Origin of the sequence: Clostridium vitabionis, assembly GCF_015351765.1 — a bacterium.
Classification (GTDB): Bacteria; Bacillota; Clostridia; order Lachnospirales; family Lachnospiraceae; genus Clostridium_R; species Clostridium_R vitabionis.
Genome location: NZ_JADKQA010000001.1, coordinates 122,551 through 135,576 on the forward strand (window position 1 = coordinate 122,551; position 13,026 = coordinate 135,576).

Sequence of the window (13,026 nt, forward strand, 5' to 3'; positions counted from 1 at the left end):
ACCCTCCTGCCCGATGGGGAGGAACGGGAATACTCTTGTTACCGTAATTTTGGCAGTTTGAGTTGATGTTTTGGGGTAGTGTTATGGAAAAGAAAAATTGGGGAAAGAAAATCATATGCAGTCTGTTGATTCTGTCCATGCTTCTGACCTCCTCCAATTTCACCACGATGAGATTGCTGGCGGATACGATCACCGGGAGCACGGCGGAGGAGACGGAAGTACGTAATACTGAGGCAAAGAAGGACGATTCGGCGGACGAGGAAAGTCCTGATGCGGCGGAGATGGAGCAGGTTGAAGAACTCTCCGGCAGCGGCGCAGCTGAGGATGTCGGGACAGAGGCTGCGGAAGATACCGGGAATTCCGGCAATCCCATGACGGAGGCGGAGGAGTATGCCGATGCTGCGGTCAGCCTCAGCGATTTTGCCGTCAGCAGTGTCAATTCTGCCGGGTCATCAGCTGAAGATAACGATTCCGAGGCAAGCGAGAGCGATCTTCCGCGCAGTAATGCCAAAACGGCGGAAACACTGGAGAATGACCTGCTCATCGCAGACGCGTCGTCCGCAGACGCCGGCACAGAGTCTGCCGAGGAGACCGTGGACACCATTGATCCGGACGCCTCGGGTACAGCATGGCAGTATTCCCAGTATTATATCAGCTACGAAGGGGCCAGGGCGACGACCAAGAATAAGACGCAGCTGGACCTGATCGGGAACTGCATTGAATCCAAGCAGACGGTGAAATATCAGTTCCAGTTTCACAATGATGAGGATTATCAGGCGGGCGATGTCCGGATCTGTCTTCCCTACTACCTTTACAATGACCGGGATGGAAACGGAGTTGCGCCTTCCGGCGTGGGCGTCCCGAGGGCACCGAAGGAGAGTAAAGACAACGACTTTAATTACTCCGTAGAGACGATAGACGGCGTGCGGACTCTCGTATTTACCAATGTGCGGGCGATACCGGCCGGATCGAACAATATTGTGCAGGTTAAGTATGATCTGGACGATATGGCGACCATCGATGGGACCACCTGGGAGATTAAGCCGTCCATCACGGTCTGTGGGATTGAGGGCACAGAGGACAAGCTGGGAAATGTGCTGACCGGCAGTATGGATACCCAGACGCAGCTCATGCAGGTCACGAAGAACCCTTACGGAAACGCCACGGAGATTTACCCGCCGGAACTGTTCGAGACCTACCAGGTCCAGAAATGGATCGGCAGCGGAATTTCCCTGCCGGAGAATTTCGATGACTACCGGTACATGGTATGGATCACGGCGGTGGTGTCCCAGGCGGACCAGCCGTGGACGATGACGATCAAGGATACGCCGTCCAACAACGGCATTGTGCTTGCACAGTTCCTCTCGGATTATAAAACGGAGTCTTCCGCGAAATCTCCGGTGACCGCGGGGGATACGATTGTCCAGAGTGAACAGAGGAAATACAACTCGACATTTTACGTTTATTCGGTCACGGCATACCCTAAGGCGGATTTCCCCGATGATCTCACCATCCACAATACCATCGACGTGACCATGACGGGGACCGATGACAAGATTGACCATGTTCTCAGCAGCACGGCATCCTGGGTGTGGGAGGAGTATCAGAGAAAGCCACATCTGGGCTACATCCATATCCACAAAGTCTACAATCACCCCGGCGTGGCAAAGGACACTGCGGTGGAACCGGCGTTTCTGGATGTGCTGAAAGCCTCCATGGATCAGGGCAGCGACCAGGCGCTGCCGTACTCGTGGACAGTCAGCATCGATGGCGACCGGACGGACGAGCGGTTTGACCACCCGGACTATTCCTATACCTATGCCCTGATGGATGATCTGCAGTATGCGGACACGAACCGGAATCAGTACCGGTTAATGTCCTATGAGGACTATTACTACAAGGATATCTCTTTCCGAAATACAGAAAGATCTCTGGTGGATATTTACGGCGATCAGAGCGAGACGGCAGTCGACGGGGAAGAGTTCCGGATTTATGTCATGACGGCTGCGCAGCCTGGGGAATGGCAGCTGACGGACACGGTCGCCTATGGCGATATCAATCAGTATCAAATCCCGGACAGCTGGTATTCCGAGGGAATTTACCGGATCAAGGCCGAACATAAAACCCAGTCCGGCATCTTCTCGTTCCGGATCAACGCCACGACGGTTCTTCGGGCGGATTCCCCGCTCTTTACCTCGTACACGTCGGATTCCTCTGTGTCGCAGATCCGGATCTGCAATGTGTGTGCGGAGGCGGCTCTGGTGGACGGGCAGTACCGCTCCGAGCGCGGAGGGAGATGGCCCACGTCGACGGATGTCAGCGTGGACGATTATGATCAGGAAAATTACGGCTGTCTGACCGTTCGGGACTTTGACACCGTAACGCTGACACAGGTAAAGGAAAATAATGGCGTCAGCAAAACGGTATACTCTCAGAACAATCCAAACGAAGGCAAGGTAAACCTCACTTACAATCTGGCAGGCTGGGATGGTTATCAGCTGTACAGTCCTTCCGTACAGACGATACTCTCGGATGCCGGTATCGTCCCGGATAAAAATCGGGATCAGGTCGTCCTCTACGATCTGCTGCCGCTGGGCGTCACCTTTGACGCCTCGGAGTCGGTGACTGTCGGGAGACTGACATCGGACAAGTATAAGAACTCGGCAGGTTCCTGGGATAAGAAGAATGTATCCGTGACCTACGAGGTGACGGATAACTACCGGGGCAGCGGGCGCCAGATGGTCCGGTTCATCATCACAGGAACCGAATCGGACAGCAGCTTTACCGAATATTCCTATCCCAACGGGTATATCTGGGGATGCGGCTACGGTGTAAGTTTCAGCGCCTATTATCTGTGGAAGGACCGGGATATCGCCAGCGCCGGCGTAAATGTCATGGCCTACACGGTCAAGGACCGCCTGAAAGGCGACGGCACTTACAAGGACGATGGCACCGGCGTACCCCTCTCTGTCGGCAAGGATACTTCCGGGCAGAGTTATTTCTATGATCCCGAGGATGACGGAATTTCTGAGCAGGCCACAGTAAAGTACGCCCAGGCGTCCAACAGCGGCACGGATGTTGTCTCGGCGAAGTCCGGGATTGTCAAGAAGGTCCGGGCCGATGAAGACTACTACGCGGAGTTTGCCTCGTCGGCCACAGTGATGACGGGCAAGACCTACACCTATGAGCTGACGGTGCAGAACGGCATCTACGATACCGGCGGACTGATCATTTATGACCATCTGGAAAATGCAATTAAGGACCGCGCGGATGAGGAGACCGGTTTTGACGATGCCGACTGGAAGGGAACCTTTGTCGGCACATCGGTGAAATCCGCCGAGGCTGCCGGAGTATCGCCCGTTGTGTGGTATTCCGCTGACCGGGACCAGGAAATGGATCTTAGTGCGGCCGGATGGGTCAAGGCAGAGGATTGGGATCAGGATCTGTCCGAGGTGCGGTCGGTGGCCTTCGACCTCAGCAAAAAGACGGACGGCACCGATTATCTGCTTGATCCTTCAGGAACGATCAAGGTTCAGGTTACCATGAAGGCACCGGAGACCAAGCCGGATGCAGAGTATGCCTACAATAACCCGGCCTTCAGTTCCTATACGCTGATGGACGGGACAACAAAGTCAGAGACCAAACTTGTGGTCGGCAACAGTGTTCAGGTAAAACTGGCGGAGCAGGCAGGTTTTGCCGTCGAGAAAAGGTCCGTGGACGGAGACGGCGCCCCGGTGAATGCCCGCTTCCCCTTCCGGATCACCGTGGACGGGGAGGTATTCTCTCAGAAGGAATATACGCTTTATCAGAACGGGACACCGGACGGGAAGGTTCACTCCACCGACACCAATGGCCTTCTCTATCTTCAGGCTGGGGAGAGAGCGGTCTTTGCCTCTGTTCCGGAAGGGAAGAGCTATACCGTCGAGGAGCTGAGCGGAGACAACTGGTATGCGGATGGCGGAAAACTGCGCTCGGGAACCTTTGCGAATGAGGGAACCCAGGAAGAGGTATTCGCCAACCACTATAAAGCAAAAATCTATTTTGAGAAGAGAATCGACCGCCAGCAGGATTTCGGGAGCGCGGATACCGACGAGTTCACGTTCCAGCTGCTCCTGAACGGCCAGCCGGCGGCAGATATAGAGTATTACCTGGTCGACCGGGCGGCGGATTACCGGACGAGCCCGGAAAAAGACGGGGAAGTCCACACCACGGACAGCGATGGGAACTTCAAGCTCACCGCGCAGCAGAGGGCCCTTTTCGTGGTGACCTCGGGAACGGAGTACAGCATAACGGAAAAGGAGTACGGGAGCGCATATACGTGTGATCAGCCGCAGATTTCCGGGACGGCGTCCAGAGCTTCGCAGCTGACCTATATCACGAATACTTATACCTATAAGTATCTCACGGTGGGAAAGCAGCTGACCGTTCCCGATGGGGTGACTGTGCCAGATTATGCTTATTCCTTTATCCTGAAGCTGAATGGAGAACCTGTGGCCGGTCAGGTCTATGAACTGTACACTTATAAAGAAGGGGATGGCCAGGACGCTTCCGCCAGCGGGACCTGGGAAAAGACCGGAACGGAAAAGACCGATGCGGACGGGCGATTCACCCTGACGCTGGAACAGCGGGCGAGATTTATCTATCTGCCCCAGGGAGCGGCCTATGAAGTGTCTGAGGAGACCGGCAGCCTTCCGGAGGGCATTGTCCCGGACGGGGATTCGACGGTCTCCGGCGATCTTCCCACTTACTCCCTGGGCAAGACCGTCGTGCTGAAAAATAAGAGCACCCGCCATTCCCTGGCGATAACCAAGAACCTGATGACGACAGGGAGTGACAGCACGACGGAGTTCCGCTTCCTGGTGACGGTCAATGGAAATCTGTATACCGGTCAGGAATATACGAGATATCTTGCGGACGGCAGCACGGAGACCCTCACCACCGACAGCCAGGATGGCACGCTGGTTCTCCGGAACGGAGAAAAGGCGGTTTTCCAGAATCTGTCGGAAGGAGACAAGGTTACTGTAAAGGAAGAGAAAAATGACAATTACACGCAGGTGATCCCGAAGGACGGCGCATCGTGGAACGGCGTGATTTCCGGAGGCACGGACCAGGCGGAAGCGGCATTTACCAACGGGGATAATAAGAATGTCCTCTTTGTCTCGAAATCCGTCCAGTCCAGTATTCCTGGCCTCGCCGAGGATTCCAAGTGGACCTACTCCTTTGGAAAATGGTCTGCCGGAGGCTACACCTATTACTTCCGGATCACGGTAAACGGCCAGCCGTATGCCAGACAATCCTTCCAGGTGTCCTCCACCGATGGAAACGTGAAGACACTGAAGACGGACAGCAATGGCGTTTTCACTCTGAATGCCACGCAGGTGGCAATGTTCGGCAATTTGCAGGACGGCGACAGCTATAAAGTGGAGGAAGTGAGCCGGTGGGGGCAGAACGCGCCCGTTGACGGTTGGCAGAGCGGAGATACCCTTTACCACCACGACACAGGGGAACAGTACAGTGCGCCGTTCTACTGGCGGCAGATTCTTCCGGAGGATAACGCGGAGACGGGAACCATGGACGGCACAGCCAAGGCAGCGGCCTTCACGAATGAGCTGACGATGGCGGGCAGCCTGGAAATCCGGAAGATGATCAATACCGGATGGGCGACGGATGCCAGCGATTATTTCCCGGACTATGACGGCCTCTATGTTTTAAAGCTCCGGCTTACTCTCCGGGGCGCGGATGGCAGCCTGCTGACCGGTCCGGATACGATTGTCCAGCCACCCGAGATTGATGAGGGAGAATTCCAGATCGACGATGATGGCCTGATCACCATTTCCACCCATTATCTTGGCGATCTCAATGATTTTTATCTCACGATTCCGGCGGGATATGACTACAAGCTGGAGGAGGTCGACGCCAGTCCGGTATCCATCCTGGGAAAACTCGGTGCTGTGGCCGTTTTGGACTGGACAACCTACCAGAAACCGGAAATGGATGCCGAGGGCTTTGTCCTCTACAAGAACAATGGCAGCGGCGGAGGACATTATCAGTTTGACTTTTTGAACATCAATTCCACTTACAAATTCAAGGTTTACAAGGAAGCGGAAGGGGGAAATGCAGACCGGACCTTTACCTATACCCTCTACAAATCTGACGCGAGGGTGTACAGCTACGATGAGATCTCCGGCAAGTATGACGAAGACGCAGATTCCAGTTACCAATTTGTCCCAATGCCCAATGCGTCCTATGATCTCTACAACGCGGCGGAGGGAACAAAGCTTGGGACTTACGAGACGGATGCCAATGGACAGTTTACCTTGAAAGCGGGGCAGTACGCGGAATTTACGGGATACCGGAACTATTCCTGGAGCGGTGTTTCTCCGGACGGCTACTGGAACCGCCACCCCGATGATGATGATATTCTGTACAAAGTGGTCGAGACGCCCTATGCGGATTACGACCCACAGGTCACGGTGGTTCACCACAGCTTTAATAATCAGGGCAAGTGGATTGGCGGTTATGAGGATCCGGACACGGGGAATTGGATACCGGGTCATGAGGAACATGCCGATGATGTGACGACGACGGTGACCAGAGGAAATGCGGGCACATTGATGGCTGCGGATACGATCACCTTTAAAAATGTCTACGGCAGTACTTCGGCCCTCGTCGTTCAGAAGACGGTAAGGACGATGCCGGGCGCTGCGGCTGATGCAGATGAGGAGTTTTCGTTTGTCCTCAAGGTCAACGGACAGCCCTATGCAAACCAGGAGTACACGATCGTCGGTGCGGATGGAGCGGAGCGGAAAGATGTTCAGACGGTTGACGGCATCGATGTCACCTATCCCTGGAAGACCGATTCCCTTGGCCGGTTCACATTAAAGGCCGGGGAGTATGCGAAGTTTAACTGGATCGGCACAGGAAGCACGTATACTGTGACGGAGGAGGCGAAGGACGGATATACCCAGATTGAGCCGGCACAGGGTGCGGACCGCAGCGGCGTGATGACCGAGGAAGGCGCCAAGGCAGAATTTGTCAATCTGTCGGACGAGACGCCGAAATCGGACGGGAAGACTCTTCGGGTCAGCAAGCAGATTATGCAGGCCGACGGCACGAACGCGGCGCCGGACGAAGAATTTACCTTCCGGGTGTCTATGGATGGAAATGCCTACGCCGGCAGGGAGTACTCGGTCTATGACCAGGACGGCACGCTGATCCGGAGCGGAGAGCTCACGGACGGCGAAGGAAAATTGACCATTGCCGGAAACCAGTACGCGTATTTCAAAAATCTTCCGGATAATTCCGACTATCAGGTGGAGGAGATCCTGGCGCAGGACAGCAGCTTCCACCCGGTGGGGAAGACGACAATCGCCGGTTCCACAGACGAGGGCAGCGCCAAAGCGGTATTTGTCAATGCCTACGGTTATCTGGCGGTGACGAAGCAGGTGGTGAGCGCAGTGGGAGAGACTGCCCCGGCGGAGGATGAATTTACCTTTGTGATTACCCAGGGGGATACTCCTGCTGCGGGTCAGAAGTATGAGCTGCTGAACGCCCAGGGAGAAAAACAGGCCGAGGGTATGACAGGGGAAGACGGCACATTTACCCTGAAAGCGGGCGAATATGCGCTCTTCACGGGCCTCACCCAGGGAGAACAATATCAGATCAGAGAGGAGGCAAAGAAATATTACCGGCAGACGGTTCCGGCTAAGGAGGAAGGCTTAAGTGTAGTTCCCGGAGAAATACCGGAGACCGAGACCTTCGTAAACCGCTACTCCAGAACCACCAACCTGGAGATCACAAAATCTGTGCGGGATGCCGAGGACAACACCGTGTTCCCGGCGCAGACATTCACCTTCCAGATCCTGGTCGGCGGCAAGCCTTTCAGCAACAGAAGCTATGTTCTCTATGGCGCTGACGGGAAGCAGGATGGATCAACGATGTTCACCGACGGAGATGGAAAACTTCAGCTCCGTGCGGGGGAGACAGCAGCGATGCAGGGCATTGTCTCCGGCGCACAGTATCTGGTGAAGGAATGTGACATTCCGGACGGCTACACTGCAGATCAGGAAGAGCTCTCGGGCACTGCGTCCACGGAGGCGGTGGCGGCATTTGTCAACCGACAGAAGAAGCCGACACCGGATCATCCGACGATGCCTGGAGATGATCATCCAACGACACCTGGGGACGATCATCCGGCAACGCCTGGGGACACGCCGCATAATCCCGACCAGCCGACTCAGCCGAATTCGCCTGACGGCGGTCATTCCGACGGTCATTCCGGCGGCGGTGGAGGCAATCCGAGCCGCAGCTCCGGCGGGAATGGAGGCAATGGCAGTTCTACCGTCAATGTACCGGGGGAGAAGTATGAAACGCCGACGGACAGTGGAGAAGAGACGGTTCCCGGGGAACCGGAAAAAACCGGGACGGCGCCTGAACAGGGTACAGAAAGCGGCCCGAGGGTGATGCGCAGACCGGCGACCGGAGACAACTCTCACACAGTCTTGTGGGGAACGGTCAGCCTTGCGGCATTGGCGGCGTTACTGGCGCTGTTGATCAGATATAAGAAGAATAAGAGAAGGTAAGACGATAACATAGGGAAGGCACTGGACAGGGATTGTCCGGGGCCTTCCCTTGTCTGCTCTCGAACCGGGGATTGCCGTGTACTTTAAGATAATCCGGGACGAGCGCCGGACAAGGTGCAATTTACCCAGAATTTACAGGGAGAGGATTGTTTTCCTCTGCTGTATCGGTCACAATAAAAACGGGATTGTTTCTAAGGAGTCAGATCATGATCAATATGCTGCGTATGCTTTTATCCGTTCCGCCCTATGGGCCGGTGGCCTTTGTCGCAGTGGTCGGCGTGGGCGTAATGATGGTGGGATTCCTTCTGTCTGATGTCTCGGATCTTCATGGACACAGCTCGAGGATAGAGCCGATACGGGAAGGTATTGTGTGGTGCGGAGTGCTGCTTGTCCTTGCGCCTTTACTTATCCTGACCGCGGCTTTCACTGTTTATATGGCGCGGAACGGGGAAATGAGTTTACCACTGGCGCTGGCGATGCTGGTTCTTTTTGCGGCGTTTACTGTGGGCTCTGTGGTTTCCGTGAAGGGAATCATCGAATTTAAGCGGAATCTGCCGTATTTCCTGCACCCGCGCACCGCCCACCTGTCGCAGTGCAGGTTCTCTGAGGATGGATGCGATGTCATATTCTATCGGGTCGGTGGAACGGATGAGCAGGGGGAATACCGCCTCTTCCGTCTCAAGCACAAGGAGTGGCAGGAGGGCAGGCAGGCCTTGAAGGAATACGGCAGTGATCTGTTTCATGCGACAGTCACCTATCTGCCGCACGGAGACGTCGTCGTGGGCTTTCACTGGGACTGGAGGTAATGGCTGTGGATGAGGTGATGCAGAAAATTCAATTCTTCTTTGCCGGACATGATGGTATCTATCCACTGTTCGAAATGTTCCAGAGCAAGCTTCTTGAGGAATTTCCGGATACCAGGATCAAGGTGTCGAAAACACAGATCTCCTACTATAACCGGCACATGTATGCCTGTGTATCTTTTCTCCGGGTGAAAAAGAAGGCGGAACTGCCCGCTGCCTATTTTGTGCTGACACTGGGGATGCCTGCACCGCTGTCATCTTCCCGGCCGGCGGTCATCACTGAGCCATATCCGGGAAGATGGACAACACATTTTGTGATCAGCAGCTCAGCGGAGCTGGATGAAGAACTGTTTAACTGGATCGGACGGGCATATGATTTTGCGGAGAGGAAATAACCCTGCGGCCGGACAAAGAAAAAACGCTGGAAACTCGTGATGTTACAGTTTCCAGCGTTTTTCAGCCCTTAATTTGCTGCGGTATTCTGTATTATTTTGAAATTCCTTCAAGGATCAGAGAACTTTTTTATATCGCTATTGACAAGGGTGTCCGCCTGCGTGAGCGTTCCGGAGGAGGATATCCGAGCGATCCTGAGCCACGGCTACACTTTCCGCAACAACATTCAGCCCATCACCAACATGGAAAAGTCCTTTTTACTGTGGATGAGCTGAGCGGCATCGTCTAGGCGGCGGTTCGATAGCCGGGGGATGAACGCGGTCAACGATCTCTCGTACATGATCCCTGAGGCGACTGCGGAGGTGCAGCTCTACCAGCCGCCGCTGTCCGTGCGGTTCAGCTTGGCCCAGAATTCCTGCAGCATCCTGAAGAAGATCGCCGAGGTCATCAAGCTGGGAACCGGTTTATCGCGCCCGGGAGGGGAAAGTTCCCGTCAGCGAGGAGGAACTCAGGGCGTAGGCTTAGAATGGTGGAAGAAAGCAATCAAGCAATGAAGTTGTACGATTAAACGGATTAATCGTGCGAATGTGTTGCGCATTTTGTCCGAATCCGATATAATGGAATAAAGGTAAGCAAATCGCGGGAGGAGGATGAAGAGTATGTCAATTACAGCAACGGAACTGAAAAGTAATCTGGGAAAGTATCTTCTGCTTGCGGCGACGGAGGACATATACATTACGCGCAACGGCAAGGTGGTCGCAAAGCTTTCCAATCCCTATCAGGACAGAGTAGACATTGCCAGGTCCCTGTTTGGCATTCTTCCAGATGATGTGACTCTGGAGGAAGCAAGGGAAGAAAGGCTTAGCCAGATATGAGAGCGGTTATTGATACATGCATCATTGTAGATGCTCTGCAAAGCCGCGAACCATTCTGCAAGGACGCGCAGTCAATTTTTTTGCTCTGTGCAAATCGGCGGTTTGACGGTTTTCTGACTGCGAAGGCAGTCACGGATATCTATTATCTGACGCATCGTCAGATGCACAGCGACAAAGAGACTCGTGAGGTTTTGACAAAGCTCTGCGCATTGTTTGGAATTGCGGACACCACGGCATTGGACATCCGAAGGGCAATTTCTGCGGATGTTTCTGATTTTGAAGATGCGGTGATGATCGAAACAGCAGTGCGCTCCGGTGCGGACTGTATTGTCACGCGGAACATCAGGGATTATGGCAAATCACCCATTCCTGTATATACACCGGAGGAGTTTGTGAAACGGTTTGTGTCAGCAGAAGACGATGAAGAGTAATAAAGCGGGAATGCTGGGCCTCAATGCGTTCATCGTGCACGGCCTCGGCGGTAAGGCGGATCCATTTGTCATCGGCCATGCCGCTGATGGCGATCTGCGGATGGGCCAGCATTTGCCTGGCGACCTTCTTCTTCAGACCGGTCTTCTTGTAATTGATCATCACATCTTTCTTTCCGGAGGTTACGACATCGGTGATTCCCTGATTAAAGCGGATATTTCACCTGGTAATTCATCGGGGAAGCCATCCATGTCGTAGACCTGCCGTAGCTCAGGCGCGCTCTGTACATAGTGTCTGCTCAACATTAGGTCCTATTTTAGCAAAGTGCAAAGTTACCTGACCGGCGGGCAACGGTGCTGTCCAACCCGGAATTCTGGTGAGCGGCTCATGCTGCATCGTCCATTTCGATGAACTGTGCTGTTTCCGGCCCATCTCCGCAGTCCACAAAATAAAGCACAAAAAGATTCTCAATATGCTGCGTATGCTTTTATCCGTTCCGCCCTATGGGCCGGTGGCCTTTGCCGCTGTGGTCGGCGTGGGATTTACGTGGAATGGGAGATGATGGATTCGGGTGGAAAGCCGGGCCACAGCTACTTAAGCTTTCGATAGTAACAGTAAAACATAGGAGCAGTCGTGCAGACGGCGATGGTGTCGGCGACAGGCTCTGCCAGGTATACTCCAGTCGTTGGATCCGGCCAGACGTGGGGAAGAAGAAAAATCAGCGGGATCAGCAGGATGATTTTCCGCCAGATGGTGAGGAAAATGGCAGCCCGCGCCTGGTCCAGGGCAACGAAGCTGTACTGGCAGGCCACCTGGATGCCATAGATCAGCAGCATGGCAAGATAAATCCGCATGCTGTGTCTGGAGTATTGGATGAGCTCAGCGTTGTTGGTGAAGATGCCGGCGACGGTTCCCGGGGCAGTCATACAGAGCAGCCAGATGAGAAATGAACCAGTCAGGCAGGAAAACAGCAGCAGGCGGAAGGTCTTTTTCACTCGCGGAATATTTTTTGCGCCGAGATTGTAGCTGAGAAGCGGCTGTGCGCCCTGCACCAGTCCGGGGAGCAGCAGCATCACGAACTGCATGACGCTGTTCAGAATACTCATGGACGCCACAGCCATATCCCCTCCATACCACTGCAGAGCAGTGTTGAAGCTGATGGCAACCAGATTTTCCGTCAGCTGCATCAGTGCCGGGGAAGCCCCCAGCAGGATACATGGCCAGAGAATGCGTCTGTCAAAGCGGATCAGTTCCGGGCGCAGCCGCAGCACCCTGTCTTTGGGACAGAGCCAGCGGATGACAAAAAAGGCGGAGACGCCCTGAGAAATGACTGTCGCTATGGCGGCACCGCGGACGCCCATCTGGAAACCGTTGATGAACAGGGCATCCAGAACAATGTTGGTAAAAGCACCGATGGACACATTGCGCATGCTGACGAGAGTCTTCCCCTGGGCGGTGATGAAGGCATTCAGACCCAGGGTCAGCTGTGTGAAGGCTGTCCCCAGGCAGTAGATGTTCATATAATCCACGGCATAGCCGATGGTTTCCGTGCTGGCGCCGAAGAGGAGAAGAATCGGCCGTCCGAAGATCAGTATGATGGCCGTGATCAGGAAGGAGAGAAGAAGCAGCATCCAGGTGCAGCTGCCCAGGACTTTCTCTGCCTGAAGATGGTCACCCTTCCCCAGATAGATGGAGGCCTTGGGCGCGCCGCCCATGCTGACCAGCGCGGCAAAGGCGGAAATCGCCAGAATCACCGGCGTGGTGACGCCGACGCCGGCGAGAGCCTGGCTGCCGGCTCCCGGAATCCGTCCGATGAACATTTTGTCTACCAGGTTATATAGGATATTGATGAGCTGTGCGGCCACAGCCGGAACAGCAAGTTTGAACAAAGCCCTGGGTACCGGCATGGAGCCCAGCAGGGTTTCCGAATCATCTGCTTCCATT

General features: G+C 54.6%; 8 protein-coding genes. 7 read left to right on the forward strand and 1 reads right to left on the reverse strand.

What is annotated here, in order from left to right:
* Positions 1-137 precede the first annotated feature (137 nt).
* The 7 genes from ISF27_RS00545 (at position 138) to ISF27_RS00575 (ending at position 11,340) form a co-directional block, all read left to right on the forward strand.
* Positions 138-8,582 (forward strand): DUF7601 domain-containing protein, encoded by an 8,445-nt coding sequence (locus tag ISF27_RS00545; protein WP_194608141.1) that lies wholly within the window; start codon positions 138-140, stop codon positions 8,580-8,582.
* Positions 8,583-8,788: 206 nt separating this feature from the next.
* Complete coding sequence (locus ISF27_RS00550; protein ID WP_194608143.1) at positions 8,789-9,388, forward strand: hypothetical protein; 600 nt, start codon at positions 8,789-8,791, stop codon at positions 9,386-9,388.
* A 5-nt stretch (positions 9,389-9,393) separates the two neighbouring features.
* Positions 9,394-9,780 carry a DUF5655 domain-containing protein gene (locus ISF27_RS00555; protein ID WP_194608145.1) on the forward strand — a complete coding sequence of 129 codons (387 nt, stop codon included), beginning with the start codon at positions 9,394-9,396 and terminating at the stop codon, positions 9,778-9,780.
* A gap of 309 nt (positions 9,781-10,089) precedes the next feature.
* Complete coding sequence (locus ISF27_RS00560; RefSeq protein ID WP_194608147.1) at positions 10,090-10,332, forward strand: pyruvate formate lyase family protein; 243 nt, start codon at positions 10,090-10,092, stop codon at positions 10,330-10,332.
* Between the two features lie 105 nt (positions 10,333-10,437).
* On the forward strand, positions 10,438-10,653 hold the full coding sequence (locus tag ISF27_RS00565; protein WP_194608149.1) for a type II toxin-antitoxin system Phd/YefM family antitoxin: 216 nt from the start codon (positions 10,438-10,440) through the stop codon (positions 10,651-10,653).
* Complete coding sequence (locus ISF27_RS00570) at positions 10,650-11,084, forward strand: PIN domain-containing protein (protein ID WP_194608151.1); 435 nt, start codon at positions 10,650-10,652, stop codon at positions 11,082-11,084. The genes ISF27_RS00565 and ISF27_RS00570 overlap by 4 nt, the downstream gene beginning before the upstream one ends.
* Positions 11,074-11,340 carry a hypothetical protein gene (locus tag ISF27_RS00575; protein ID WP_194608153.1) on the forward strand — a complete coding sequence of 89 codons (267 nt, stop codon included), beginning with the start codon at positions 11,074-11,076 and terminating at the stop codon, positions 11,338-11,340. Before ISF27_RS00570 ends, ISF27_RS00575 begins: the two co-directional genes overlap by 11 nt.
* Positions 11,341-11,672: 332 nt before the next feature.
* Here the strand turns inward: ISF27_RS00575 and ISF27_RS00580 are convergent, their stop codons facing one another.
* Positions 11,673-13,025, reverse strand: a complete 1,353-nt coding sequence (locus ISF27_RS00580; protein ID WP_194608155.1) for an MATE family efflux transporter — start codon at positions 13,023-13,025, stop codon at positions 11,673-11,675.
* Position 13,026 lies beyond the last annotated feature (1 nt).

Bases quoted from the DNA above. Each gene is read 5' to 3' on its own strand.
- ISF27_RS00545 (WP_194608141.1), top strand. From the start codon at position 138: ATGCTTCTGACCTCCTCCAATTTCACCACGATGAGATTGCTGGCGGAT.
- ISF27_RS00550 (WP_194608143.1), top strand. From the start codon at position 8,789: ATGATCAATATGCTGCGTATGCTTTTATCCGTTCCGCCCTATGGGCCG.
- ISF27_RS00560 (WP_194608147.1), top strand. From the start codon at position 10,090: ATGAACGCGGTCAACGATCTCTCGTACATGATCCCTGAGGCGACTGCG.
- ISF27_RS00565 (WP_194608149.1), top strand. From the start codon at position 10,438: ATGTCAATTACAGCAACGGAACTGAAAAGTAATCTGGGAAAGTATCTT.
- ISF27_RS00570 (WP_194608151.1), top strand. From the start codon at position 10,650: ATGAGAGCGGTTATTGATACATGCATCATTGTAGATGCTCTGCAAAGC.
- ISF27_RS00575 (WP_194608153.1), top strand. From the start codon at position 11,074: ATGAAGAGTAATAAAGCGGGAATGCTGGGCCTCAATGCGTTCATCGTG.
- ISF27_RS00580 (WP_194608155.1), bottom strand. From the start codon at position 13,025: ATGGAAGCAGATGATTCGGAAACCCTGCTGGGCTCCATGCCGGTACCC.